The 24,299-nt window shown below is 72.2% G+C and carries 24 protein-coding genes and 1 tRNA gene; 14 read left to right on the plus strand and 11 right to left on the minus strand.

The window, feature by feature from the left end:
* Positions 1 to 264: 264 nt before the first annotated feature.
* Positions 265 to 1,263, minus strand: coding sequence for a zinc-dependent alcohol dehydrogenase family protein (locus ACFYW3_RS21905; RefSeq protein WP_389387180.1), 999 nt, complete (start codon positions 1,261 to 1,263; stop codon positions 265 to 267).
* A gap of 107 nt (positions 1,264 to 1,370) precedes the next feature.
* Between ACFYW3_RS21905 and ACFYW3_RS21910 the strand changes: the two genes are divergently transcribed.
* Positions 1,371 to 1,700 (plus strand): helix-turn-helix transcriptional regulator, encoded by a 330-nt coding sequence (locus ACFYW3_RS21910; protein ID WP_351759194.1) that lies wholly within the window; start codon positions 1,371 to 1,373, stop codon positions 1,698 to 1,700.
* A gap of 117 nt (positions 1,701 to 1,817) precedes the next feature.
* Here the strand turns inward: ACFYW3_RS21910 and ACFYW3_RS21915 are convergent, their stop codons facing one another.
* Complete coding sequence (locus ACFYW3_RS21915; RefSeq protein WP_351759197.1) at positions 1,818 to 3,053, minus strand: phospholipase D-like domain-containing protein; 1,236 nt, start codon at positions 3,051 to 3,053, stop codon at positions 1,818 to 1,820.
* 167 nt (positions 3,054 to 3,220) lie between these two features.
* Between ACFYW3_RS21915 and ACFYW3_RS21920 the strand changes: the two genes are divergently transcribed.
* On the plus strand, positions 3,221 to 4,036 hold the full coding sequence (locus ACFYW3_RS21920; RefSeq protein ID WP_389387026.1) for a restriction endonuclease: 816 nt from the start codon (positions 3,221 to 3,223) through the stop codon (positions 4,034 to 4,036).
* 95 nt (positions 4,037 to 4,131) lie between these two features.
* Here the strand turns inward: ACFYW3_RS21920 and ACFYW3_RS21925 are convergent, their stop codons facing one another.
* The 5 genes from ACFYW3_RS21925 to ACFYW3_RS21945 all read right to left on the minus strand — a co-directional run bounded on the left by ACFYW3_RS21925 (position 4,132) and on the right by ACFYW3_RS21945 (position 8,909).
* Entirely contained in the window at positions 4,132 to 4,914 is a 783-nt protein-coding gene (locus ACFYW3_RS21925) for a phosphatase PAP2 family protein (RefSeq protein ID WP_389387181.1), read from the minus strand.
* Positions 4,915 to 4,982: 68 nt separating this feature from the next.
* Positions 4,983 to 5,963, minus strand: coding sequence for a YihY/virulence factor BrkB family protein (locus ACFYW3_RS21930; protein ID WP_351759205.1), 981 nt, complete (start codon positions 5,961 to 5,963; stop codon positions 4,983 to 4,985).
* A 52-nt stretch (positions 5,964 to 6,015) separates the two neighbouring features.
* The gene (locus ACFYW3_RS21935) at positions 6,016 to 7,776 is read right to left on the minus strand and encodes a diacylglycerol kinase family protein (RefSeq protein ID WP_389387027.1); all 1,761 of its coding nucleotides are present in this window, start codon (positions 7,774 to 7,776) and stop codon (positions 6,016 to 6,018) included.
* A gap of 153 nt (positions 7,777 to 7,929) precedes the next feature.
* Complete coding sequence (locus ACFYW3_RS21940) at positions 7,930 to 8,475, minus strand: hypothetical protein (protein ID WP_389387028.1); 546 nt, start codon at positions 8,473 to 8,475, stop codon at positions 7,930 to 7,932.
* A 284-nt stretch (positions 8,476 to 8,759) separates the two neighbouring features.
* The gene (locus ACFYW3_RS21945; RefSeq protein ID WP_389387029.1) at positions 8,760 to 8,909 is read right to left on the minus strand and encodes a hypothetical protein; all 150 of its coding nucleotides are present in this window, start codon (positions 8,907 to 8,909) and stop codon (positions 8,760 to 8,762) included.
* A 439-nt stretch (positions 8,910 to 9,348) separates the two neighbouring features.
* On the opposite strand from ACFYW3_RS21945, the gene ACFYW3_RS21950 reads away from it, so the two are divergent.
* From ACFYW3_RS21950 to ACFYW3_RS21975, 6 genes are all read left to right on the plus strand, one after another.
* Positions 9,349 to 9,422: transfer RNA gene (locus ACFYW3_RS21950), tRNA-Met, on the plus strand.
* 195 nt (positions 9,423 to 9,617) lie between these two features.
* A complete protein-coding gene (locus ACFYW3_RS21955) occupies positions 9,618 to 9,797 on the plus strand; it encodes a DUF6480 family protein (protein WP_267800550.1) in 180 nt (59 codons plus the stop codon).
* Positions 9,798 to 10,012: 215 nt separating this feature from the next.
* Positions 10,013 to 10,528: a DUF4383 domain-containing protein gene (locus ACFYW3_RS21960; RefSeq protein ID WP_389387030.1), complete on the plus strand. Its 516-nt coding sequence runs from the start codon at positions 10,013 to 10,015 to the stop codon at positions 10,526 to 10,528.
* 165 nt (positions 10,529 to 10,693) lie between these two features.
* Positions 10,694 to 11,191, plus strand: coding sequence for a hypothetical protein (locus ACFYW3_RS21965; RefSeq protein ID WP_351759220.1), 498 nt, complete (start codon positions 10,694 to 10,696; stop codon positions 11,189 to 11,191).
* Positions 11,192 to 11,647: 456 nt separating this feature from the next.
* Complete coding sequence (locus ACFYW3_RS21970; RefSeq protein ID WP_389387031.1) at positions 11,648 to 12,610, plus strand: ion transporter; 963 nt, start codon at positions 11,648 to 11,650, stop codon at positions 12,608 to 12,610.
* Between the two features lie 111 nt (positions 12,611 to 12,721).
* Positions 12,722 to 13,321 carry a putative glycolipid-binding domain-containing protein gene (locus ACFYW3_RS21975; protein ID WP_389387032.1) on the plus strand — a complete coding sequence of 200 codons (600 nt, stop codon included), beginning with the start codon at positions 12,722 to 12,724 and terminating at the stop codon, positions 13,319 to 13,321.
* A gap of 179 nt (positions 13,322 to 13,500) precedes the next feature.
* Here ACFYW3_RS21975 and ACFYW3_RS21980 read toward each other — a convergent pair whose 3' ends face one another.
* Positions 13,501 to 15,117: a phospholipase D family protein gene (locus tag ACFYW3_RS21980; protein WP_389387033.1), complete on the minus strand. Its 1,617-nt coding sequence runs from the start codon at positions 15,115 to 15,117 to the stop codon at positions 13,501 to 13,503.
* Positions 15,118 to 15,302: 185 nt separating this feature from the next.
* Here ACFYW3_RS21980 and ACFYW3_RS21985 point away from each other — a divergent pair, with 185 nt between their 5' ends.
* The 5 genes from ACFYW3_RS21985 (at position 15,303) to ACFYW3_RS22005 (ending at position 19,118) form a co-directional block, all read left to right on the plus strand.
* Positions 15,303 to 16,595, plus strand: a complete 1,293-nt coding sequence (locus ACFYW3_RS21985) for a phytase (protein WP_389387034.1) — start codon at positions 15,303 to 15,305, stop codon at positions 16,593 to 16,595.
* Between the two features lie 339 nt (positions 16,596 to 16,934).
* The gene (locus ACFYW3_RS21990) at positions 16,935 to 17,348 is read left to right on the plus strand and encodes an ATP-binding protein (RefSeq protein WP_351759232.1); all 414 of its coding nucleotides are present in this window, start codon (positions 16,935 to 16,937) and stop codon (positions 17,346 to 17,348) included.
* Positions 17,349 to 17,425: 77 nt separating this feature from the next.
* Complete coding sequence (locus ACFYW3_RS21995; protein ID WP_351759235.1) at positions 17,426 to 17,851, plus strand: DUF6003 family protein; 426 nt, start codon at positions 17,426 to 17,428, stop codon at positions 17,849 to 17,851.
* Positions 17,852 to 18,126: 275 nt separating this feature from the next.
* Entirely contained in the window at positions 18,127 to 18,534 is a 408-nt protein-coding gene (locus tag ACFYW3_RS22000; RefSeq protein ID WP_267800538.1) for a PPOX class F420-dependent oxidoreductase, read from the plus strand.
* Between the two features lie 185 nt (positions 18,535 to 18,719).
* A complete protein-coding gene (locus ACFYW3_RS22005; RefSeq protein WP_389387035.1) occupies positions 18,720 to 19,118 on the plus strand; it encodes a DUF4440 domain-containing protein in 399 nt (132 codons plus the stop codon).
* Between the two features lie 94 nt (positions 19,119 to 19,212).
* On the opposite strand, the gene ACFYW3_RS22010 is transcribed toward ACFYW3_RS22005, so the two are convergent.
* From ACFYW3_RS22010 to ACFYW3_RS22020, 3 genes are all read right to left on the minus strand, one after another.
* Positions 19,213 to 19,761, minus strand: a complete 549-nt coding sequence (locus tag ACFYW3_RS22010; RefSeq protein WP_351759241.1) for a DUF4232 domain-containing protein — start codon at positions 19,759 to 19,761, stop codon at positions 19,213 to 19,215.
* Positions 19,762 to 20,069: 308 nt separating this feature from the next.
* Complete coding sequence (locus ACFYW3_RS22015) at positions 20,070 to 21,416, minus strand: class I SAM-dependent methyltransferase (RefSeq protein ID WP_389387036.1); 1,347 nt, start codon at positions 21,414 to 21,416, stop codon at positions 20,070 to 20,072.
* 112 nt (positions 21,417 to 21,528) lie between these two features.
* Positions 21,529 to 22,278 (minus strand): anti-sigma factor domain-containing protein, encoded by a 750-nt coding sequence (locus tag ACFYW3_RS22020; protein WP_389387037.1) that lies wholly within the window; start codon positions 22,276 to 22,278, stop codon positions 21,529 to 21,531.
* 248 nt (positions 22,279 to 22,526) lie between these two features.
* Here ACFYW3_RS22020 and ACFYW3_RS22025 point away from each other — a divergent pair, with 248 nt between their 5' ends.
* Positions 22,527 to 24,137 carry a molybdopterin-dependent oxidoreductase gene (locus tag ACFYW3_RS22025; protein ID WP_389387038.1) on the plus strand — a complete coding sequence of 537 codons (1,611 nt, stop codon included), beginning with the start codon at positions 22,527 to 22,529 and terminating at the stop codon, positions 24,135 to 24,137.
* Positions 24,138 to 24,299 lie beyond the last annotated feature (162 nt).

Here is a 24,299-nt window from a genome sequence, read left to right on the forward strand (position 1 = left end):
CCACTCATCGTCCCGCTCTCGCGGGGAGCGCCGTCGGGGGCCGCCGGCGCCGCCAAGTCGTCTGTCGGGCCGCCGTGTTGGCCGCGTTCACCACCGCGGGACGGGCACCCACGAGCCGGCGGCGCGAGCGTGGTCGGCGGTGAGCGGACCACGGTCGCGGCCGTGTACGGCGTTGGCGGAGTTCACCCGTGAGAGGGGATCGCCGGCGCCCCGATACCCAACTGCATCCCCGTAGGCGGGTCAGTGGGTCAGCGGGTCAGTGAGTCAGTGGGAGACGGTGACCACGATCTTGCCGATCTGGGCGTTCGACTCCAGGTACCTGTGGGCCTCGACGATCTCGTCCAGTTCGAACGTCCGGTCCACCACGGGTCGGAACGCGCCCGAGCGCAGGCCGGAGGCGACGAAGGCCTCCGCCCGTCGCAGTCGTTCGGTCCGGGAGGTCGTCTCCAGCATGGTGTACGTCCGCATGTTCAGCGCGGGCATGCCCAGGTCGATGCCCGGGTAGGGAGTCGGCAGGCCACTCAGGGCGCCGTACACCAGGAGCATGCCGTCTGCTGCGACCACCTTCCCCAGTTCCCGTACGCCGGGACCGGCGACCGCGTCGAAGACGTACTCGGCGCCCCGACCGTCGGTCGCCGCGAGCACCCGCTCGACCACGTCCTCCTCATCGGTGACGATCACCTCCGCCGCGCCCTGTTCGAGCAGGGCTTCCCGCTTGGCGGCGGTGCGGGTGAGGGCGATCGACGTGGCACCGATGCGCTCGGCCACTTGAATGGCCGCGAGGCCCACGCTGCTGGACGCCGCGTTCAGCACGACCGTGTCACCGGGCCGCATACCACCGACCTCCACGAGCGCGCCGTAGGCCGTCACGTAGGGCATCCACACCGCGGCGCCCTCGACGGCTCCGATTCCCTCGGGGCGGCGCAACACCGCCGAGGCGGGCACGACGGCCCGCTCCGCGTAGACCCCGTGGTCGTTCTGCGAGAAACCGGGAACGGTGCTCACCGACTGTCCGGGCCGTAATCCGGTGACACCCTCGCCGACCGCCTCCACGACTCCGGCGGCCTCGGAACCCAGGCGCGCGGGGAAGCGCTTCACCGGCTCGATGTACAGGCCGCTGCGGAACAGGGCCTCCGCCCGGTTCAAGCCGATGGCGTCCACACGGATCCGCACCTCACCGGGTCCCGGTTCGCCGACTCGCGTGTTCTCCAATCTCAACACCTCGGGCCCGCCGAGTTCGTGGAACAGCACCGTCCTGGTCATCGGGTCCGTCATCGGGTTGTCCTCTCACACCTGGGGAAGGGTCGTGATGCACCCCATCCCAAAGTGCGATGACTGTCAAACTTTTATGACCGTCGTACGATGGGGGCATGGACACCGACCGCGTCCCGCCCCACCCCGACCTGCGGACGATCACCCTGCAGCAGGTGCTCGAAGCCCTCGTCGAACCCGTACGGCGGAGCATCCTCATACAACTGCGCGACTCCCCCACCGACATCAAGTGCGGGGCGTTCGACCTTCCCGTGACCAAGTCCACCGCCACGCACCACTTTCGGATCCTGCGCGAGGCGGGCCTCATCCGGCAGTACTACGCCGGCACCTCACGGATGAACGCCCTGAGGCGCGCGGAGACGGACGAGGCCTTCCCCGGCCTCCTCGACGCGATCGTGGCCGCCGAGCGTCGGGCCGTGACGACGTAGGGGCGGGACGGTACAGGGGCCGGGCGGCGCGGGGCCGGGCGGACCCGACCCCCGCCGATCGGACGTTCACGACGAGAGGGCGTCGCTCGCCGCCCGGCCCCGCCGTCGAGGACGGGGTCAGAGGAAGCGGCGGATGGGCAGCACGGCGGTCTCGCGGGCGCGCTGACGCAGCGAGCGCCGCTTCCACCGGCCGGCCTTGATCCGGTCACTGACCTCAAGGTCCTGGTCGTAGTGGGCGTCGAGCACACTCGTGAACTCGACGTCCATCACCGCGAGCATGACCTCCTCGTCGTGGTCGAGGGAGCGTCGGTTGAAGTTCGTCGATCCCACCAGGGAGACGACGCCGTCCATGGTCATGACCTTGGCGTGCATCATCGTCGGTTGGTACTGGAAGATCTCCACGCCCGCGGCGGTCAGGGCCTCGTAGTGGTGCTGTCCCGCCAACTGGCACACCCGCTTGTCCGTGTGGGACCCGGGCAGCAGGATCTGGACCGCCACACCCCTGTGTGCCGTCGCGCACAGCAGTTCCACGAAATAGGTGTCGGGGGCGAAGTAGGCGGTGGCCAGACGCACCCGCTCCTCCGCCGACTCCAGGACGACGCGCATCAGCGTCTGCATGTCCTGCCAGCCGAAGCTGGCCGAGCCGCGGACCACCTGGACGATGGCCTCACCGGCGGGCTTGTGGTCCACGAACCGGTCACGGTCGTCGAAGAGGTCGTCGTGGCACTCCGCCCAGTTCTGGGCGAAGGCGGCCGCGATCCCGTCGACGGCCGGTCCGCGGAGTTCCACGTGGGTGTCGCGCCACTCCTTCGGGTTGCGCGCGTCGCCGCACCACTCCTCGGCGATGCCGACGCCCCCGGTGAAGGCCACCTCCTCGTCCACCACCAGCACCTTGCGGTGGCAGCGGTGGTTCTGCTTCAGCGGCGAGAGGTAGAGCGGCTTGCGGAACCAGGCGACCTCGACGCCTGCATCGCTCATCCGCTCCAGCAGCTCGCCCTCTATGAGGCGGCTGCCGAAGCCGTCCAGCAGCAGGCGCACCCGGACGCCCGCGCGGGCCCGGCCGGCGAGCGCCTCGGCGAAGCGGCGCGCGATGTCGCCCTTCCAGTAGACGAACGTCATCATGTCCACCGTGTGGCGGGCCGAGTCGACCCGATCCAGCATCGCGGTGAAGATCTCGTCCCCGTTGCGCAGGGGAAGCACGCTGTTCCCCTCGGTCGCGGCCACGCCGATGAGGCGCTCCAGGCGCCTGCGGATGCGACGAATCCGCCGGTCGGCGAGGGAGGCGGGGTCCGCCACGTCCGGGCCCGCCACGTCCGCGCCGCCGGGGTGCTGTGCCAGATCTCGATCCGTCATGTCCATGCTCCTAAAAGTCGCCCCAGTATGGCGGCTCGCGCCGCCCGTGTCGGCACCAGGTCCGACCTCGACCCCCGCTCGGTGATCGCGGCCGGCCCGCGCTTGAAGCGGTGCGGGTGGGGCAGACGCCACCAACGATCTTGACCACGACCAGGGGGCGCGCGCCGATGACCATACCCGTCCGACCCGAGTGCACCGCCAGACCTCGGTACCGGTTCAGCACGCGGTCCACCGCCCGATGGTTCGTCATCGCCGCGCTGACGGTGTGCGGCGCGGGCCTCACCGTGCGGGTGCTGGCCGACGCCGCCCGGGAGCACCCCCTCGCCGCCGCACTGGTCGTCCTCGCCTTCATGGCGGTGGCCGGGTGCTCGGCTCCCGCGCGGCGCCGCCTGCGGATCCGCAGGGCGGCACGGCGCACCGCGCGCACCCTGCGGTGCGCCGCCGCCACCGCCGTCGAGACGGCCGAGACGGCGGAGGCCGAAGCGGCGGCAGCGGCAGCCGAGGCCGAAGCCGCCGCGGCGGCGGAAGCGGCAGCCGCGCAGGCCCGGGTGTACGAGGTCCGCGGGGTCGACTACGGCCTGCTGGACGCGTACGAGTTCGAGCAGGCCGTCGCCGACCTCTGCGAGCGGGACGGGTGTCAAGACGTCCAGGTCGTGGGCGGGGCCGGGGACCTGGGGGCCGATGTCCTCGCCACCGCCCCCGACGGCCGCCGCGTCGTCATCCAGTGCAAGCGCTACGGCCCCACCAACAAGGTCGGCTCCCAGGACATGCAGCGCTTCGGCGGCACCTGCTACGCCGTGCACGAGGCCCAGCTCGCGGCTGTGGTGACCACGAGCGAGTACACCCAGCCCGCCGTCGAGTACGCCGAGCAGTGCGGGATTCTCTGCTTCGACCGGCAGGCGCTCGACGACTGGTCGGCCGGCACGGGTCCGGCGCCGTGGGACACGGCGTACGGCGTGGGCGACCCCGCTGTCGTGGCCTGACCCCATCTGCCTGCCCCTCATCGGTACGGCCCGTCCTGCTCGGCCCCGCCCGGAACGCCCGGGCGGGGCCGACGCGCGTCCCCGGGGCCTCCCGTTCAGAACCGTCGGACGTCCACGGGCGGTTCGGGGTCGGCGCCGACGATCTCGGGTTCCAGGCCCTCCGCGGGCGTGGTGCGGTCGCGACCGACGTCGGAGCGCCAGGCCTCGAAGGCCAGCGTGGTCGCCGTGACCACGGCCAGACCCAGCAGCCAGCCCCCCAGCACGTCACTCACCCAGTGCACGCCGAGGGCGACCCGCGTGTAGCCGACGCCCAGCACCGTGAGGCCGGCGAGCAACCACGGCAGCGGCCGCCACCTGCGGGGCACCAGGGGGAGGAGGGCCAGCAGCAACACGGCGCAGGAGGTCATCGCCGTCATGGCGTGCCCGGAGGGGAAGGAGAAGCCGGGCGCGTCGGCGACGGGGTCGGGCAGGTGGGGGCGCGCGCGTTCGACGACGTTCTTCGTGAGCAGGCCCAACAGGCCGCTCCCGATGGCGGTGACGGCCGCCCACACGGCCAGCCGCCGGGCGCCCCGCAGGAGGAGCCACACCACCAGGACGGCCACCGACAGACGCATCGTCAACGGCCCCCACACGACGTTCGTGAGGAAGTCGAGCACCCGCACCCATCCGGGACGGCCGAGCGCGGAGTCGTGGAGCCGTTCGGCCGTGGCCTGGTCCAGGCGGTACAGGGGCGCCCAGCCTGACTCGACGAGGACCAGGGCGACGGCGAAGGGCACGGCCACCACGGTGGTGACGACCACCGTCGCCACCAGCCGCACGCCGAATCTCGTGTCGGGTCCGAAGTGGCGGGACGTGAGTCCCTCCAGAAGTCGCCGCATTCGGCCGGTGCGCTGAACCATCGTCGGGGTGTTTCCTTTCCGTGCGGGAAGCGTGGCGGGTGATCTCGTCAGACCCCGGGGTCGTCCGTGACCGGGGCCGCCACCCCGGCCCGTACCGCTTCCAGTTGGGCGGCGAAAGCGAGGCCCAGGAAGAGGGCGAGCGAGGTGAGGTAGGACCAGAGCAGCAGCGACATGAAGGCGCTGAGGGGTCCGTACACGTTGCTGAAGGAGCCGCTGGCCCCGACGTAGAGGCTCAGTCCCCAGGTCGCCGCCAGCCACAGCGCCAGGTAGACGCCGGCGCCGAAGGCCAGCCACGTGTAGCCGGGCTGGGTGCGCCGCGGCGAGCGGCGGAAGATGGCGCTGGTGGCGATCACGGCCAGCAGGACGCCGACGGGCCAGCGCAGGATCTCCCACACCCGGGTGGTGGTCGGACTCAGTTGGTAGACCTCCGCGACGGCCCGGGTGAGGTCGGCGCCGAGGACGGTGACGGCGAAGCTCAGTCCGAGGGGCAGTCCCGCCAGTACCGCCATCATCAGCCCCCGGGTGTACTTGCGCAGGAACGGGCGGTCGCGTTCCACCCCGTAGATGCGGTTGGCCCCGCGTTCCACCTGGCACAGGCTGGTGGTGATGTTGACCACCGAGAACAGCAGTCCGAGCCAGAGCGCCGCCTGGCTGCCGTCGCCGACCTGTCGGCGGCTCTGCAGCAGGGCGTCGTCCACGACGTCCTGGCTGGGGCCGCTCGCGAGCCGCCGGATCGTCAGTTCGGCGATCCGACCCATGTCCTCGGTGTGCAGCACGCTGGAGAGGCCTATGACGGCGATGGCCAGGGGGACGATCGACAGTACGGTCTGCAGCGCGAGCGCCCGGGAATGGCTGAACCCGTCGGCGTAGCGGAACCTCATGAAGGCGTCCCGTACGAGTCGCCATCCGCCGTGGCGGCGCAACGCGGCCCACGCCTCCTCCGCGGACAATTCCTCGCCCTCCATCCGCAGCTCCGCCTCCACCGCCATCACGTCGCGGCGCTGTGGTACCCGAGTCGCTGTGCCCATGCTGTCCCAACCCCCCGTTGCAGGTCCGTAGGTCTTCGTCTCGCGCGCATGCTCAGCCGGCCGTGGTGACGGCGCTGCCTTCCGAGACGCTCGCGGCGACGCGCGGTCGCGGTGTCGGCAGGCACAGCCGCAGCGCGCCCGGTTCCACCTCGGCGGTCAGGTGGGCACCCGAGGCGACGGTGTCGCCGTCGAGCTCGCGCGGTTGCGGCTTGCTGAAACGGATGTCGATCCGCGCGGCGTTGAAGTACTCCAGGGCGCCGCCGGCCACGGCGCCGGCGGGTGTGCGGGTCACGGTGGATGCCCGGCCGGGCAGGGTGCGGAACAGGACGTGCCCGGCCGCGACGAGCCATCCGGCGGCTCCGCGCGGGTCGAGCAGCACCATGTCCAGGCGACCGCTGTCGGGGCGGGCGTCCGGCAGGAGCGGCAGCCCGCCCTGAAGGGTGCCGACGTTGCCGATGACGACCATGCGGGCCCGTCGCTCCAGCTCGGCGCCGTCGTCGAGCCGAATCGAGAGGCGCATCCTGGGGTCGCGGAGGTGGCCGAAGGCCGACACCACGTACGCGGCCCAGCCCACCCGCTCCTTGAGCCGGTCCGAGGCGTCCCGGACCATGGCCGCGTCCAGGCCGGCGCCCGCCATCACCGTGAAGCGGGCGGGTTCGAGCCCGTCGCCGCTCAGCCTGCCCATGTCGATGCGGGCGGTCCTCCCGGACAGGGCGGCGTCCAGTGCCTCCGCCGGATCCGCGGGGAGCCGCAGGTTGCGGGCGAGGAGGTTGCCGGTTCCGCAGGGGACGACGGCCAACGCGATGTCCGTACCGGCGAGCACCTCGGCGCAGGCGCGGACGGTGCCGTCGCCACCGCAGGCCACGACCAGGGTCGTCCCGGTGTCGCCGATCCGCGCGGCGAGCCCACCACTGGGGTCGTCGGCCGAAGTCGGTGTCCACACCTGGTCGTCGTGGCCCCGGTGACTCAGGACGGAACGCACCCGCTCGGCCAACTCCTCGTCGCAGGAGTGCGGATGGCGGACCACCACGACCCGCCCCGCCCCGAGACCCTCGGCGTCGGTGTCGGTGTCGATGGCGGCGTCGGCCGGAGTGCGGGTCGCGGGGAGCGCGGCACCGCGGGCCGTACCCGAGCGGGGCGCGTCGTGCCGTCGGGTGTGGGCGGGGAGGAGCAGCGCGTATCCCACGACGAACAGCGTGCAGGCGCCGTTGAGCAGGCCGCCCAGTACGTCGGAGGGATGGTGCATCCCCCGGTACAGCCGGGAGAGGGCCACGGCGACGGGGATCAAGGCCAGTGCGCCGACCGCGAGGACGCGTCGGATGCCGTGCAGCCGGGTGGCCGCGATCGTGGCCAGTCCTCCGAACAGCGCGGTGGCGGCCCCGACGTGACCGGAAGGGAAACTGGACGTCGGCGGAGCCGGATCCAGATGGGGCACGTCGGGACGGGAGCGCTCGACGACGAGCGTGACGAGGAGAAAGACGGCCGATTGCGCCGCGACGGACAGGGCCAGGAACGCCGCTTCCCTCCGCCACGCCACACGGGGCAGCAACAGCAGTGCCGCGACGCACAGGAGGCTCAGACCGATCACGCTCTGGGTACTGGCCAGCAGGGAGAGCCACTCCGAGAGCTCCGTGGCGGGTTCGCCGCGATGCGAGGCGAGGGCGCGGTTGACGCCGTCCTCCGCCGACAGCGGCCACCGGCCTGCCAACGGAACGGTGATGAGCAGGCCCAGGCCCGTCATCAGGGCGACTTGCACGGGGAGAAGCAGCAGGATGCCGCCGCGTCTGGCGGCAGCGCCGCGTTCGTTCCTCATTGACGCCGTGTTACCCGGCGGGGCCGAGTCATGCGCTCCGTGGGCGCCGGTCGGATCTCCGGCGCCGTCGATCGGTGTCCGGCGCCGGCGCGGTGTCGTTCCGGTCGAGACGCGCGTACTGCCTCTCCCGGGCGGGCGGAGCGCGCCGGCCGGTCAGCGCGGGAGTCGGGTGGGGCCGCCGTAGCGGGGGCGGCGGCGCTTCGCGGTCGATTCGGGTGCCGGCTCCGGGTTGGAGAATCCCCCCGGCACGACGGGCCGGGTCGGCGCGGGGCCGGGAGGAGCGGTCGCGGGGGTGGCCGCTGCGGTCAGGGGGCGCTCGGCCCGCCCGAGGACGGCGACATGGGAGATGAGGGGTGCGCAGGCCTGGCAGATCTCGGCCAGCGTCCAGACCTGACCGATGGCCGGGTTGTGGACGAGCAACAGCATGGGGGCGCCGAAACAGCTCGCCCGGGTGTCCTCGTGGAGCGAGCACTCGGCCGCGCGGCAGGCGCAGTCGGCCTGCGGCTGGACGGTGACCAGCCGGGCGTGCGCCCGGGCGTGCTCGGCGGCGAAGCGGCGCATGGCGTTGGTGTCCCGGGACCGGGGAGGCATGCGGCAGGTGGGGGTGCTGCAGGTGAGGGTGACGGTGTGGTCGGCGTGGCCGGTGAGGCGGATCGTCCAGGTTCTACCGGGGACGCGCGAGCCGGGAATGATCGTCAAGTCAGACGTCCGTTCGGTGATGCGGTGAAGTCGGTCGGGGTAATCATTCCCGTGTCCGGGCCTGTCGGCACAGTGGATTGCGCGCGTTCTGTCAGCTCGGGCGGACAGGGCGCGCACGGCGGGTGGAGCGGTGCGCGACGGAGCGTCTGCCGGGTCCACGACCAGGGATCTTTGTCGCACGCCACCCGGTCGGCTGTCAACGCGGCCCGGCGGGGTGGGCGTCGTGCGCGACCCGGCCCGGGGGCGCGCCGCCGCGAGGTGTCCGATCAGTGCGGTGCGTCCGGTCAGTACAGCAGGGTCCGGGTGACGATCACCTGCGACGGTTCCGCGTCCTCGGCGATGACGTGCTCGACGATGCCCGTCGTCCCGTCGTCACCAGTGCTGTGGCCGGGAGGGTTTGCCGGGTCGCGGTGTCCGGTCCCGGTGGCGGGCACGTGTCGGTCGGCTCCTGCCGCTCTGGCCGTCAAGTGGGGGGCGGGAGAACGTGTTTGCCCCACGAGCGGGTTTACCTCATGCCGGACGGGTCATACGCGTGGTGCGGCGGGTTGCCGCTCGAGTGGTGCGGCAACCCGTCGAGATCGGTAGGCGCGCGTGCCCGTCCCCCCGGCCGCGCGCCCGCCGACCGGCGCGATGCCGCCGTCCCGTCGCACGCGGCGCCGGGCTCCGGGTGTTCCCCCCGTCCGGAGTTCGGCCAAGCCCCCGGCGGCCACTGTCCGAACCAGCGGCCCCCGGGCACGGACGGGACGGCGGCACGCCGTCCGCCCCACCCGACGCCGGCACCCGGGAACACGGCCTGTCCCGCACACGACGCCGCTGCCGCGGTGCACCGTGGCGGGGGGCGGGCCGTGCGTCGCGTACAGTGGGGTTCACCGACGCGGGGTGGAGCAGCTCGGTAGCTCGCTGGGCTCATAACCCAGAGGTCGCAGGTTCAAATCCTGTCCCCGCTACGAAAGGTCCGGCCCCTCGACGTTCGCGTCGGGGGGCCGGACTGTTTCCGCCCCGGCGCCACCGGCCTGCGGTCGGTTCAACCGCTGCACGATCGACGCGGTGTGCGGGGTGGGGCCCGGGCGTCCATGGTGGAGACAAGGACGACAGCCGGGACCTCAGTCACCGGTCCGTCCTCACCTGGACAGGAAGACACCATGTCCGATCGACGCGTCCCCCCGGGAGAGACCCCTCCCGGCGAGGGTTCCATCGCCGAGGCCCACCAGGAACGGGCCGACGGCGGCATCTTCGAGCACCCGCGGGCCCTGTTGGCCCTCATCGCCTTCGGGGCGGTGCTCTTCGCGGCGTTCTTCGCCGCCCGCATCGCCGGATTCTGATCCCACCCCTGCCGGTCATCCGGCTTCCCGTGTGCCCCGCACGGCCCTGCGCCGGCGCGGGTCATGGGCATGCCTGGTCGAACAAACCTAGGCAAAATCGATGCAAGTGGACAGCCGGCCGCATGGGGTCCAGGCTGAGGCACAGACGTTTCGGGACCACTGCCGACCGTCGGCATCTCCCCCGCACGGCTCCCCGCACGCGAGAGGCGAGAACCATGCAGCTCAAGGACGAACTACCCGTGGATCACAAACTCGCCGGGGTCTACCGCTACGGCGCGCTCGTCTGTGGTCTGATCCTGCTGGCCTTCAGCGCCCTCGGCTTCGCGGACGCGCTGAGTCCGTTCGACACCTCGGGCGGGCGGATCGCCGGCATGACGACGAACGCCACGCTCAGCGCGATCTCGCTGGCCGTGGGGCTGGCACTGGTCGTGGGCGCCCTCATCGGGGGAAACTTCGCCTCGATCCTGAACATGATCGTCGGCGGCCTGTTCGTGCTGAGCGGCTTCGCCCACCTCTTCGTGCTCGACAAGCCGGCCAACGTGCTCGGCTTCGGCATGAGCAATGTCGTGTTCAGCTTCCTCATGGGACTGCTGATCATGACGTTCGGGATGTACGGGCGGGTCTCCAGCAAGCTGCCGCACGACAATCCGTACTGGCGGCAGCGCCACACGACAGAGGGTGGCCCGGAGCGCGCCACCCCGGCCGCGGCCCTGCGTGAACTGGGGAAATAGGTCCGACCGCGTCACACCTCGACGCCTGAGGGCGGTCCGGTCGGCGCTCCGACCGGACCGCCGTTCGAGTGGAAGCGGCACCGGGTGGCGCAGTACCGCGCTGCGCGGGCCGCCGCAGTGGGCATGCATCGCCGTGGCCGTTCCCGGACCGAAGGAGCACCACGCATGCACGGGCAGATGCTCGGGATCTACCTCAACGACCACCTGGCGGGCTCCACGGCCGGCGTCGGGCTCGCCCGACGCATCGCCCGCGCGCATCGGCGCTCGCCCCGCGGGGCGGAGCTGGCGCGGCTCGCGAACGAGATCGCCCAGGACCGGCACGACCTCCTGGCCATCATGCACGCGCTCGGTCACGCACCCCGCCGCCACAAGGTCCTCGCGGGCTGGGCGGGAGAGCGGGTCGCGCGGCTGAAGCTCAACGGGCGCCTGGTGCGGCGCTCGGGCCTGAGCAGGCTGGTCGAGGTGGAGGCGTTGAGGCTGGGCACCGAGGGCAAGGCCTGCCTGTGGGCGACGCTCCTCGTGGTGGCGCCGGGGCAGCCCGGACTCGACGAGGACCGACTGCAGGGGCTGCTGGACCGGGCCCAGGAACAGATCGACACGTTGGAAGGCCTTCGCCTGACGGCGTCGGCCAAGGTGTTCACCGCCGGCCGCGCGAAGGCCTGAGGTCTCACGCGCCGGCGGTGAACCGATGGGACATCGGGCGGTCCACGCACGGCGCGGCGCCGACCCGGGGAACTCAGCGGGCCCGGTGCCGGGCCCGACTGCCGCCCTGGTAGGCCAGGACGGCGGCAAGGATCATCGGTGCGACCAGAAGAGCCACCACACTCATTGCGCTTCCCTTTCTCCTGGGGTCCCCTCTCGTCTCACCCCATACCGCCGGGCCAAACCCGTACGACTCCGGCGCCGCCCCGCATCAGGCCGATCCCGGCCCCGGGTTGGGTGTGACCTCCACCGCCGAGCAGTGGCCCGCGCACCCCGATCGGGCGATGTGCCGCCCCAAGGCGTCTCGATTCAGGCCGGCCGGCGTTACACGAGCCGGAACATGATCATCGCCCCGGCGTTCGTCGCGACGCGAAGCGGCGGCCGGCCGGGGCGCCGCCGGATTGCACGAGGAGCACGATGACCGACCCCACCGCGGTGGACGCGGGACGCAGGAGACTGGCCGCGCGGTGCCGTGAGGTGTGCGAGGCGCCGCCGTTCTCGATCGGCGTGTTCGCGGTGATCCTCCTCAACGCCGCGCTGCTGGGCGTCGAGACGTACAGCGGCCTCTCCGTCGACTACGGGCCCGTACTCCATTTGGCCGAACAGTTCTGCGTGATCGCGTTCACCCTCGAGATGCTGGTCCGCCTGGGTGCGCACGCCGATCGACCGAAAGCTTTCTTCCGTGACCCCTGGAACGTGTTCGACCTGCTGGTCGTCTCCTCCGCCTTCGTGCCGTTCCTCAGGGAGAACACCACCCTGCTGAGGCTCCTGCGGCTGGCGCGCGTACTGCGCACCGCACGGTTCATGCCGCAGTTGCGCGTCCTGTTGGTCGCCGTGGGCCGCAGCCTGCCCGGCACCGTCAGCTTCCTGTTCGTCGGTGCGCTGATCCTCTACGTGTACGCGATGATCGGCTGGATCTGCTTCGCCGGGCACGACCCCCAGCACTACGGCTCCCTCGGCCGCGCCGGGCTGACCCTCTTCCTCCTGATGACGCTGGAGGGTCTGGGCGACGCCGTGCACGCCGGGTTGGCCGTCTCCCCCTTCAGCATCCTGTACTACGCCTCCTACGTCCTGCTCGCCTCGTTCGTGCTCGTCAACGTGCTGATCGGAGTCGTCCTCAACTCCCTTGAGGAAGCACGCGAGATGGAGGCGGCCGAGGCCCTGCGGGAGAGCGCCGCGCACACGGCCGACGCGTCGAGCCCACCGGTCGGGATCGGCGCCGCGGGGGCGGAGCCGGCCGATGCACTGCGGCTGCGGATCGCGGCGATGCGCGGCGCGCTCGACGACATGGAAGCCCAACTCGACCTCCCGCACGCGCAGGCCGCGGCCTCGCCCGGCGGCTCCCCTCCCCCGGCCCACGCCTCGGCCGGCGCCCTGTGAGGGAACGGAACGGACTCCCCCGGCCGGACCCTCCCCCGCCGGGAAGGGGTTCGGCCGGCGCGCGCGTGGTGCCCTGGCACCGCGGTCGCGGCGTGCGCGAGGATCTTCCCCATGGACGAATCCGCACACTTCACTCGCACCTGGCAGGTCACCGCCTCCGGCGGATACGACACCGTGTGGGGGCGGTTCGAGGCGGACCGCCTCCGGGCGCGGGGCCGGGCGCTGGGACTGGTGGAGGGGCCGTACTGGGTCACGTACCGGCTCGTGACCGGTCCCCGCTTCGTCACCCGGGCGCTCCACGTCACCGTCGACGGCCCCGGTCCCGGTGCCGCGACGCGTGAACTCGACCTGCGCCGGGACGAGGCCGGGAGATGGACGGTCGACGGGCAGCCGCGGGAGGAGTTCGACGGCGCCCTCGACTGCGATCTCGGCCTGTGTCCGCTGACGAACACCATGCCCGTGCTGCGGCACGGGCTCCACCTCACGGACGCGGGCGCCCCGGAGCGGCCGTTCCTGATGGCCTGGGTGTCCGTTCCCGATCTCGTCGTGACGCCGTCGCAGCAGGTGTACACGCCGCTGGGCGGCCACCGGGTCCGTTACGCCTCCGGCTCGTTCACCGCCGACGTGGAGTTCGACGCCGAGGGTCTGGTCCGCCACTACCCGGGCCTGGCCACCGGCCTGCGCGCCGGGTCCGAGGGGGCGGCGTCATGAAGGTGGTCCTGCCCCGGGCGGGCGTCGCGATGGGCGACGACACGGGCGCCCGTACGACGACGCCCTGACCTGGCACTTGCGATACCGCGCCCAGGAGGACCCGGAAGCGGTCCACGCCGCACTCACCGGGTCGGGGACGCCGCGGGGCGTCTGAGGCCGGCCTTCGGGCCATTTCGCCCTCAGTACGCGTTGCGGCGCCTGAGCCCGAACGGACGGCCGTCGGGGTCGACGAACAGGCGGTACAACGGCATGACGCCCCCACGCGTGGTGCGCGACAGGTCGGGCGGGCGGTAGGCCCGCAGGCGGCCCGCCGGCCGGGGGCCCCGGCCACCGCCGTCGTGCCACGCGTCGAGTGCGGCGGCGCTCGAAGCGAACGCGTCGAAGGCGGCGACCGGGTCACACACGAGGTCGGCCGAGTACCGTGAGTCGGGGGCCGCGGCGTCGAGGTGTTCGAGCGAGAGTTCCAGCCGCAGGTCCCTGGCGTGGCGGCGGGCACCGTCCCCGAGGCCTCCGGGGTCGAGCGGCGGGCGGACGTCGGCGGTCTCGTCCAGCACGGCGCAGTTGAGTTCGGAGTCGTGCGTCCAGGAGCGGAGGTTCACGTTGTCCGATCCGACCGAGGCCCAGACGTCGTCGATCACGCAGACCTTGGCGTGCACGTACACGGGAGTCCCGGCGTGGTTCTCCAGTCCGTAGACCGCGACGCGGTCGGCGCTCGCGCTTCGCAGCGCCTCCAGCGCGGTGAGCCGTCCGACGAGGTTCATCGGCAGCGTGACCCGTCCGTCCTGCTCGGGGACCGTGGGGATCACGGCGATCAGGCGCAGTTCCGGGTTGTCGCGCAGCGCCTGGGCGAAGGACTCGACCACCTTCGGGGACCACAGGTACTGGTCCTCCAGGTAGATCAGTGCCCGCGCCCGCCGCAGTGCCTTGAGGTAGCTGCGGGCGATGCTGCGTTCGCCGTCGGGCGCGAAGGGGTAGCCCCGCCAGAGGCGGTTGGGGTAGGTGCGCAGGATCTGTACGGCCTGGGTTCCGCACGGTCGGGGGTCGGGCAGTTGAGGGGGGAGGCGGTCCGCCACCGTGTCCTCTCGGTTGAGGAGCGCGCGCAGCCTGACCGTCGGGCTGCGGCTGAGGGGTCCGGGGTCGCACCAACGTTCCCGGAACCCGGCCTCGATGTCGCCGACGGCGGGGCCCCGGACGGCCAGTTGCACGTCGTGCCACGGCGGGCGGGCGCCGTACGCGGAGGCGAAGGGCGGCGCCTGGGGGTCGCCGCCGTGCGAAGCGTCGTCGTTGCGGCCGTGGCAGAGGTCGATGCCGCCGACGTACGCGACGTCGAGGTGGGGGCGCCCGGGGTGGCGCAGGACGACGAGTTTCTGGTGGTGGGATCCCCCGGGACGTACCCGCATGTCGAGCAGGCACTCGCCGCCGGCCTCCTCGATCTCCTCGCCGAGGTGTCGGTTCTCGGTCTCGCTGAACTGGAGCCCGTCCAGGTGGGAGCGCCAGATCAGCCCTTTGACGATGACACCGCGCCGCGCGGCCTCGCCCAGTACGGTGCCGATCTCCGTGCCGGGGCCGTCGAGCCGCTCGTCGGGGTCGCCGCGCCAGTCCGTGAACAGCAGCAGGTCGCCCGCGCGCTGGGCCCGGATCCCTGCCAGCAGTTCGGCGAAGTAGGTGGCGCCGTGCACCAGGGGGCGTACCTGGTTCCCGCGGGTCCAGGCGGCTCCGTCGGGGTGGCGTGCGTCGAGCCGGGTCGCGGGGTTGCCGCGTTCACCGGCGGTGATCATCCAGTCACTGAGCTTCACGGTCGTAGGCCTCCGCCCCGGCGTCTACCCGCTGGGAGCGCCGTCATCCGGTGGTGTGCGGGACCGTCGGGGACGCCGTGCCGTGTTCACCGCGCGGACGCCCGGCGGCCGGGTCGCGTAGGCCGCGAGGTCGTGTGGCCGTTCGACCCTCACCCTGTTCATGTACCTGACAGTCTGGAGTTCCCGTGACCCCTCCGCGCCGTCTGCACGCGGCATCCGTCGTCGCTGCCGCGCTCGTCGTCCTGACCGCGGCGGCGCCGCAGCAGGCACAGGCCGCGCGCCCCCTGCCCTCCGTCACCCCGCGGTCGGAGACGGCCACCCTGTACGACGACGAGGCCGGCGGCAATGCCAACGCCGACGATCCCGCGATCTGGCGCAACCCCGCCGATCCTGATCGGAGCCTGGTCATCGCCACCGCGAAGGAGGGCGGGCTGCGCGTCTACGACCTCGACGCCCGCCAGGTCCAGGCGGTCGCCGCGCCCTCCACGGGCGCGCCGGGCGACGCCCCCGGGCGTTTCAACAACGTCGACCTCGTGCACGGCCTGCGCCTGTCCGGCGGCCGGGCCGACGTGGCCGTGACCACGGACCGCGGGAACGACCGGCTGCGGGTGTACCGGGTGCGGGCCGGCCGGCCCGGCGGCCCGCTGGTCGACGTGACCGATCCGAGCGCCCCGCCGGTGTTCTCCACGGATCAGGCCGACATCAACGAGCAGCGGACCGCCTACGGTCTCGCCACCTGGACCGATGCCCGCACCGGTCGCTCGTACGCGCTGGTCAGCCGCCGCAACCAGACCCGGCTCGCCCTCCTGGAACTCACCCCGACGGCTGCCGGCACCGTTACCTACCGCACGGTCCGCACGCTCGACCTGCCCTCCACGTTCCGGCTGCCGAACGGCAAGGCATGGAGCCCCTGCGCCGAGCCCGGGGAACTCCCCCAGGTCGAGGGCATGGTCGTCGACCCGGCCAACGGGGTCCTGTACGCGGGCCAGGAGGACGTGGGCATCTGGCGGCTGCCCGCCGACCTCACCGGCACGCCGAAGCTGATCGACAAGGTCCGCGAGTACGGCGTCCCCGGGGTGTACGACGAAAAGTCCGAGGAGTGCGTCGCAGGCGCCGACCCGGGCTTCGGCGGCCGCCGGCTCGCCGCGGACGTCGAGGGACTGACCCTGGTCACGGGGCGCGGAGGCGACGGCCACCTGCTCGCGTCCAGCCAGGGCGACGACACCTTCGCGGTCTACGACCGGGAGGTCGACGAGCACAACGCGTACGAGGGCGGCTTCCGCGTGTCGGCGGCGAACGCCACGCTCGACGGCTCGGAGCAGTGTGACGGGGCGGCGGCGCTCAACGCCCCCCTGGGCAGGCGCTTCCCGCGCGGTCTGCTCGTCGTCCAGGACGGCCGGGACACCCCGGCGGACACGGAGCGGGAGGCCACCGGCTTCAAGTTCGTGGACCTGGGAAGCGTGCTCGACCGACTCTGAGCACACCGACTCCGAGCACACCGGCTCCGAGCACGACGAGCCCCGAGCACACCGAGCCCGCCGGGAGCCCCGCGGTCGCCGAACGACCGGCGTCGCGGGGCTTCCGGCTTCCCGGGGCCCGTTCGACACCGCCGGCCGGTGGCGGGACGATGCCAGGACGCAGACTTCGTGTGCGGTCGGCCACCGGCCCCGACCCCCGGCGGTCGGTTCCGCGTCTCCCCGCGGTCAGTGGTTCCGTGAACGATCCGGTTCGGCAATCCGACGTCACTGTGTGTAAAGGATCTCACTCGGGGAACACGTAGGGTCCGACGGTCGAACCGACAAGGTGGGTGTGCGCGCATGAACGACATGAAGGCGACAGACACGTCAGTCCCCGCTGATCTGGTGATCGAGGACGACAGCGCGGCCGGGATCGCCCGGGCCCGCGACGTCGCCCGCGTCTACGCCGCCAGTCTCGATCCCGCCGCGCCGGCGGACACCTCGGACGCCCTCCAGCTCGTGGTCTCCGAACTCACCACCAACGCCCTGCGGCACGGTGGCGGCCACTACACCCTCCAGCTGAGTTCGGGGCCTGACAGTGTGAGCGTCGCGGTGAGTGACAACAGCTCCGAACTCCCCCAGGAGCGCACCCCCGACTTCGCCGGACGCACAGGCGGTTTCGGCTGGCACATGGTCCGCCACTACTGCCGCACCCTGGCCGTCACCCTCGTGCCGGGGGAGGGAAAGACCATCCTCGCCGTCCTGCCCCTGTGACCACGAGGTCCGAGGTCGCTCCCCCGTTTCCCCCCGTTTCCCGGTATGCCGGATCGAGAGTAAAGCGAGATTGCGAAATGGCCGATGACGCCTACCTGTTCCTGCTCCCCGAGCGACACCCGCGGCTCGGGGCGGCCCTGGCCGCCGTCATGCCCCTGGAGTGCGCCGAGACTCCCGCCGTCCACGGATGGCTGCAGGCCCACGGCACGTCGGAGTCCTCGGAGCACGTCAGGATCCTGCCGGCCGGGTCGGACGTGCTCATTCCCGAGGACGCGGAGCGGCTTCCCGTCCCGCTGAGCGAGGACGAGACGGCGCGCGTGCACCAGGAATGCGCGTCCCCGTCGGTCACGCACATGGAAGCCGAGCTGTTGGAGTACAAGCACACGACCGAGGACTGGGAAGCGCTCGTCCACCGGGCCCTGACCGCCGGCATTCCCGCGCCCCGGATCGTCCAGCTCACCGGCCTGGACCCGCACAACGTCGCCCAGCTGATCCAGGCGTGAGCGGTGGCGGCCCGCGTCCCTCGGGGCGGCGGGCCGCTCACTCGTCCGAGTGAACACGGCGGATGCCGGGCAACAGCGCGCGTCCGCCGGCCCGTACGGCTCCGCCCGGTCCCGGGGCGCGATCGTGGCCGTCACCCGCCCGGCGACCGCCCGTCACGTACCCGGCAACCGGCCTTTCACGGCCGCCGCCCGGCTTGCCGCGGACCACAGGCGTCCGCAGGCTGTTCTCGCTGATCTTCGACGACAGCGCTCACCGTGGGAAAGGAACCCGTCCCGTGTCAGAAGCACTCTCCGACGACCTCAAGAAGCTGATCGACGACACCCCGGTCTTCGCGACGGTGGCCACGATCCAGCCCGACGGCAGCCCGCAGCTCTCCGTCACCTGGTTGGCCCGTGACGGCGACGACCTGTTGATCTCCACCACCGTCGGCCGTCGCAAGGAGGCGAACCTTCGCCGCGACCCGCGAGCCACGGTCATCATCAACCCGCCCAACGCCCCCTACACGTACGCCGAGGTGCGGGGCACCGTCTCCCTCACCACCGAAGGCGGGCAGGAACTGATCGACGCGCTCTCCCGCAAGTACACGGGCAAGGAGTACGCCGATTTCAACCCGGCCTCCAAGGACGACGCCCCGCGCGTGGTCCTCCGCGTGACCCCGCGCAAGGTCGTCGGCTCGCTCTGAGGCCCCACCCGACGGTGGGAGGACCGACCCGGGGCGCCGGGGCCGGAAGCACCCACCGCACCACCGGCCCCACCCCCGGCGAGTCGACGGCCTCCTCCCGGCAGGCCGGGACGGCGCTTCGTGCGCGCGGATCGTCGGGGGCACGGCCCCTGTGCGCGGGGGCTGTTGCTTGTTACCGTCGCACCGTGTCGCGCATCGAGATCGACCTGCTGACAGCCGAGTTCTTCGGCGCCTTCGACAACCGGGGCGGCAAGCCCGCCGACGTGGAGCGGATCCGTCGGCTCGTCCTCCCGGGCGGTGTGATCGTGAAGACCGGTCCCGAGTTCACCGTCTACACCGTCGAGGAGTTCATCGCACCCCGCCGCAGACTGCTGGGCGGCGGGCGGTTGGTGGAGTTCTCCGAATGGGAGACCTCCGAACGGACCGAGATCACCGGTGACATCGCGTCGCGGTTCGGGGAGTACCGCAAGTCCGGGATCCTGGACGGCGAACCGTTCGAGGGTGGGGGTACCAAGACCCTCCAGTTCGTCCGCACCCCGGCGGGCTGGCGGATCTCGGCGCTCTCCTGGCACGACAGACCCTGACCGCGCCCGCGTTCACGGGCACGCACGGGCTTCCCCCGCCCGCGGCCGTTCGGGGCGTGGGCGGGGGAAGCGTGGGCGGGTGGGCGGCTCTGCGTCAGGCCGCGCGGAAGGCGGTGGCGCGGACGCTGTTGCCGCAGATCGCGAAGTTGCCGCCGTCGCTCGGGGCGATCTGGGTCTTGGCGCCGGCGACGCCGACGACCATCGTGGGCGCGGCGAACGGCTTGGCGCCGGAGGCGCAGTAGCCGTCGGCCTCGCCGAGGACCGGTGGGAAGGTGAGTTGGGACGCGGCCCGGCCGCCGACCGCGAGTTGTACGGGCTTCGCGCTGCCGGTCCGGGAGACGTTGAGGGGCTTGTTCCGGTCGGGTGCGCCCTGGCCGGCGAGAGCGATGGTGGGGAAGCCCGAGAGCACGCACGCCTTGGGGCCCTTGTTGACGACGGTGACCCGTGCCTGACCGGTTCCCGAGGTCGCGCTGACCGTCAGCTGTCCGCCCTTGCACTGTGCGGCGGGGGCACGTTGAGGCGTCGCCTGGTCGGCGGCCACGGCCGATCCCGCGCCGGCCAGCGCACCACCCGACAACACCAGGGCCGCGAGGAGCGAACGGCAGGCCCGGGCACGGCTCCTCTTCTTCGCTGCGCATTTCATCGTTGGTTCTCCCGCGGTGTCAGGGAACGTCGTGCATGACCCCCTCGGCAGGGTGCCGCGGCCGACGGGACGGCGCCGTACGTCCGGCACCCGTCCTCGCCCGCTTCCCACTCGCCCGCTCGTGCTCGCCGGCCGTCGCGACCGGCGTACACCGGCGACAGCGTGTGCGTGCGGCCGGCGTACCGGGCGGTGAGGCACCCGTCTCCCTCATCGTCCTCCGCGTCCCCCGGGGTGTCGACCGGGGCGCGGAAGGGCCCGGGGCACGGCGACGTGGCGCCGATGTCGCGCAGGCCGGTCAGTGGGGCCGGTCAGTGGGCGCCGTCCTCGGTGAGGAGGATGTGCCGTACGTCGAGGTAGCGCGAGCGGAACCCGGCCTCGGAGTAGGCGAGATAGAGCTCCCACATGCGCTGGAAGACGTGGTCGAAGCCGAGTTCCGTGACCCGGGTGCCGTGGCTGGTGAACCGTTCGCGCCACAGCCTCAGGGTTTCGGCGTAGTGCTCGCCGAAACCGTGGTCGGCGGTGACGCTCAGGCCCGCCCGCGCCGCTTCGGTGCGGATGGCCTCGCGGGAGGGGATGAGGCCGCCGGGGAAGATGTACTTGCTGATCCAGGTGTGGCTCTGGGCGGTGGCGAGCATCCGGTCGTGGGCCATGGTGATGGCCTGGAGCGCGATGCGGCCTCCGGGGGCCAGTGCCGAGCGCAGGGTGTCGAAGTACGCGGGCCAGTACTCGGCGCCTACGGCCTCGATCATCTCGACGCTCACGATGGCGTCGTACGTGCCCCGGACGTCGCGGTAGTCGCACAGTTCGACGCTGACGCGGTTCGAGTGGCCGGCGGCGGCGACGCGGCGGCGGGCGAGTTCGCGCTGCTCGGTGGAGAGGGTGATCGTCACGACGTCGGCGCCCCGGGCGGCGGCCCGCAGGGCGAGTTCGCCCCAGCCGGTGCCGATCTCCAGCAGGCGGGTCCCGGGGCCGACCGACGCGAGGTCGAGCAGGCGGTCGATCTTGCGGTGTTGGGCGTCCTCCAGCGATTCCTGCCGCGCGGGGAACGCGGTGAAGAGGGCCGAGGAGTAGGTCATGCTCGGGTCGAGGAAGAGTTCGAAGAGGTCGTTGGAGAGGTCGTAGTGCCGCTGGATGTTCCGGCGGGCGCCCACGGGGGTGTTGCGGTGTGCGTGGGGGCGGCGACGTATCCACGCGCGGCGCAACTCCGCCAGGGGGGCGGGCACCAGTGCGTCGACGTGTGAGGCGAGCACGGTCAGTGCCGCGACGAGATCGTCGCTGTCCCATTCACCGGCCATGTAGGACTCGCCGAATCCGATGAGTCCGTCGGCGCCGATCCGGCGGTGAAAGGCGTCCGGGTCGTGCAGGACGAGGGAGGGCTCCGGTCCCCGGGGGGCGTGGGCATCGCTCGTCGGGGAGGTGTCGCTCCTCAGGGAGAGGGGCATGCGATCGAACGCGCGGCGCAACAGGGCCTTGGCCACGGCTGTGCGCGCGGCCGAGGCCGGTGGCAGACGGTGGACGTCCGGCCAGAGGGAGGGTTCGCCCGGTCGGTGCTGCGGGACGTCCGCCGCGGGCCGGCCCGTGGCGGACGTCGTCGTGGGGTGAGCGGGCGCGGTGCCGCGGACGAATGTGGTGGGGCGGGGCGTCGAGGTCGTCATGGGAGGCCTTCGCGGGTGCGGACGGGTCGGGGGGAGTTTCTTCCGTTCTTCGGAGGCCCCGCCGGAGCGGATTGGTACGGACGCTCCGGTTGTTGCTTTCCGCTTGTTTCCCTCAGGCGGGGAGGCTCAGCAGGAGCAGCGGACTGCCGGTGGGTCGCGGGGATCCGCCCGCGGGTTCCAGGGTGACGCCGACGGCGGTGGCCGCGCCGATGTCGCCCGTCAACAGGACGGCGCCGCTGCGGTCGATGTGTCCGGCCGGCCGCATGGTTCCCCCGTCGGAGAACCAGAGTTGGTACGTCCTGCCCTGCGGGGGCGGGGGCAGCCGATCGGCGATCACGACGGCTCGACCGCGTTCCCGGGAGGTCACGAGCGTGGCGGTGGCCCCGGTGCCGAGAGCGCCGCGCACGGTACGGGCGTCGGACGCGGTGATGACCGCGCTCAGGTCGCGGTTGCGGGAGTCCAGTCGCAGCGCCTGTTCGTGGGCCTGCTCCGCCTGCCGGCCCTCCCACACCGTGACGCCCCCGAGAACGGCCGCGGCGGCGATGCCCGCGGCGATCCCGTAGCCCCAGGCCTTGCCCCGGGCGAGGGCGAAGGCCCCCGTGGGCGTGACGGGTTCCGGTACCCGAGGGGGAAGCCGGCGGACCGAGTCGATCCGGTGGAGCACCGCCTCCTTGAGATGTTCGGGAGGGGTGTGTGCGACGGCCGTCGCGAGGCGACCGGCCGTGTCCAGAAAACCGGGTAGTTCGGTGCGGCACGCCTCGCAGTCCCGCAGGTGTCGGGTGAAGCGGTCGTGTTCGTCACCGGTGAGTGCGTCGAGGGCGTAGGCGCCGATGAGGGCGTGCAGCTCGTCGTCATGTTTCACGTGGTCACCCCCATGCGGTCGCTCGGTGGATACGGTTCTTCGGGCATCCGGTTCGTCGGGCATCCGGTTCGTACCGGCGCGAAGACGGGAGGAAACGTCACTGCCGGGGCTCCCTCCTCGGACGACGTCCGGTCCGGCGTCTCGCTGCTTGTTCGGCGCCGGATCCCGCACGGATTGGCCGGAATCGGTGCGCGTGCCCCGGACGGTGCATCCGCGTGCAAACCCATCCGTGGGAGCCACGGCCTCGAATGGAGGTCGTGAGGATCTACCGAAGGACCGTCAAACGCGGCGTGCTCGCCGCGGCAAGCGGGCTACTCGCCGGCTACACGGCTCTGGCCGTGGGCGAACTGGCCGCCTCCCTGGTACGGCCCCAGGCCGGCCCCGTCACCGTGGTCGGCGGAGCCGCCATCGATCGGACACCGGCGTGGCTCAAGGACTATGCGATCCGCACGTTCGGACAGAACGACAAGCTGGTGCTCCAGCTCGGGATCCTGGCGACCATCGGCCTCCTGGCCGCCCTGCTGGGCCTGTTCGCCCTGGGGCATCGGCGTACGGGATCGGTCGGCGTCCTGTTGTTCGGGCTCGTCGGCGCCGGCGCCGCGCTGACCCGGCCCGACGCGGCCGGAGCGGGCGACGTCCTGCCCTCGCTGCTGGGCGCCCTGGCCGGGGCGCTCGTCCTGTACGTACTGATCGGCAAGCTGAACGGACCGGACGGAGCCCCCTCCACGGATGCGGACCCCGACGGCCGGGCCGCCGCGCAAGGCCCTGGATGGAACCGGCGCGGCTTCCTGATCACCGCGGGCATCACCGCTCTGGCCTCCACCGGAGCGGGAGCCCTCGGCCGGACGCTGACCGGCCGCAGCGGTCAGGGGGCGGCCGCCTCCCGGGCGGCCGTGAAGCTCCCCTCCCCGGCCTCGCCGGCCGCCGCGACCCCGGCCCGCGCGACGCTGCGGATCCCCGGGATCAGCGCCTTCACCACCCCGAACAAGGACTTCTACCGCGTGGACACCGCTCTGGTCGTCCCGAAGGTGGACGCGGACACCTGGCGGTTGCGGATCCACGGCAAGGGCGTGCCGCGCCCGCGCACCTACACCTTCCAGGACCTGCTGGACCGACCCCTCATCGAGCGGAACATCACCTTGACGTGCGTGTCGAACGAGGTGGGTGGCCCGTACGTGGGCAGCGCCCGCTGGCTCGGCGTACGCCTCGCCGACCTGTTGAGGGAGGCGGGGGTCAAGGCGCCGTCGAAGGGGGGCCCCGCCGATCAGTTGGTGGCCCGGTCCGTGGACGGCATGACCCTGGGCACGCCGGTCGAGGATCTGTTGGACGGACGGGACGCGATGCTCGCGGTCGGGATGAACGGCGAACCGTTGCCGTTCGACCACGGTTTCCCCGTGCGCATGGTCGTCCCGGGACTGTACGGCTACGTCTCCGCCTGCAAGTGGATCGTGGACATCGAGCTGACCACCTTCGACTCCTACGACCCGTACTGGGTCAAGCGGAAGTGGGCACGGAAGGCGCCGATCAAGACGCAGGCGCGCATCGACACCCCCAAGCCCTTCGCGCAGACCGGGGCGGGCACCGTCATGGTCGCCGGTGTCGCCTGGGCCCAGCACCGGGGCATCGAGCGGGTGGAGGTCCGGGTCGACGACGGCCCGTGGCAGGATGCGCAGCTCGCGGAGCAGGACACCACCGACACCTGGCGCCAGTGGTCCTACCCCTGGAAGACCACACCCGGTGGTCACAACCTCACCGTCCGCGCCACCGACGGCACCGGTCAGGTGCAGACGGAACAGCGCGCCCGGACCATCCCCGACGGCGCCAGCGGGTGGCACAGCGTGTTCGTCACCGCCACCTGACCCGCCACGCGCCCACCGCCTCCGTACGCACGCACCCACCCACACACCCACGCCGCGCAGCGGCTCACACGACGCCCGATCCGGGTGTCGGGTGAGCCGCTGCGGGGTGTGCGCGGGCGACCACGGAGAGTCTGCTTTCCGCGCACTTTGATACGGATGCGT

The sequence above is a fragment of the Streptomyces sp. NPDC002602 genome, assembly GCF_042889445.1.
Lineage (GTDB): Bacteria > Actinomycetota > Actinomycetes > Streptomycetales > Streptomycetaceae > Streptomyces.

Coding starts and splice junctions, on each gene's coding strand:
- ACFYW3_RS22010 (WP_351759241.1), bottom strand. CDS start 19,761: ATGAAATGCGCAGCGAAGAAGAGGAGCCGTGCCCGGGCCTGCCGTTCG.
- ACFYW3_RS21975 (WP_389387032.1), top strand. CDS start 12,722: ATGGACGAATCCGCACACTTCACTCGCACCTGGCAGGTCACCGCCTCC.
- ACFYW3_RS22025 (WP_389387038.1), top strand. CDS start 22,527: ATGGAGGTCGTGAGGATCTACCGAAGGACCGTCAAACGCGGCGTGCTC.
- ACFYW3_RS21930 (WP_351759205.1), bottom strand. CDS start 5,963: ATGGGCACAGCGACTCGGGTACCACAGCGCCGCGACGTGATGGCGGTG.
- ACFYW3_RS21935 (WP_389387027.1), bottom strand. CDS start 7,776: ATGAGGAACGAACGCGGCGCTGCCGCCAGACGCGGCGGCATCCTGCTG.
- ACFYW3_RS21925 (WP_389387181.1), bottom strand. CDS start 4,914: ATGCGGCGACTTCTGGAGGGACTCACGTCCCGCCACTTCGGACCCGAC.
- ACFYW3_RS21995 (WP_351759235.1), top strand. CDS start 17,426: ATGGCCGATGACGCCTACCTGTTCCTGCTCCCCGAGCGACACCCGCGG.
- ACFYW3_RS21990 (WP_351759232.1), top strand. CDS start 16,935: ATGAACGACATGAAGGCGACAGACACGTCAGTCCCCGCTGATCTGGTG.
- ACFYW3_RS21965 (WP_351759220.1), top strand. CDS start 10,694: ATGCACGGGCAGATGCTCGGGATCTACCTCAACGACCACCTGGCGGGC.
- ACFYW3_RS21960 (WP_389387030.1), top strand. CDS start 10,013: ATGCAGCTCAAGGACGAACTACCCGTGGATCACAAACTCGCCGGGGTC.
- ACFYW3_RS21905 (WP_389387180.1), bottom strand. CDS start 1,263: ATGACCAGGACGGTGCTGTTCCACGAACTCGGCGGGCCCGAGGTGTTG.
- ACFYW3_RS21915 (WP_351759197.1), bottom strand. CDS start 3,053: ATGACGGATCGAGATCTGGCACAGCACCCCGGCGGCGCGGACGTGGCG.
- ACFYW3_RS21920 (WP_389387026.1), top strand. CDS start 3,221: ATGACCATACCCGTCCGACCCGAGTGCACCGCCAGACCTCGGTACCGG.
- ACFYW3_RS21955 (WP_267800550.1), top strand. CDS start 9,618: ATGTCCGATCGACGCGTCCCCCCGGGAGAGACCCCTCCCGGCGAGGGT.
- ACFYW3_RS22015 (WP_389387036.1), bottom strand. CDS start 21,416: ATGACGACCTCGACGCCCCGCCCCACCACATTCGTCCGCGGCACCGCG.
- ACFYW3_RS21970 (WP_389387031.1), top strand. CDS start 11,648: ATGACCGACCCCACCGCGGTGGACGCGGGACGCAGGAGACTGGCCGCG.
- ACFYW3_RS21910 (WP_351759194.1), top strand. CDS start 1,371: ATGGACACCGACCGCGTCCCGCCCCACCCCGACCTGCGGACGATCACC.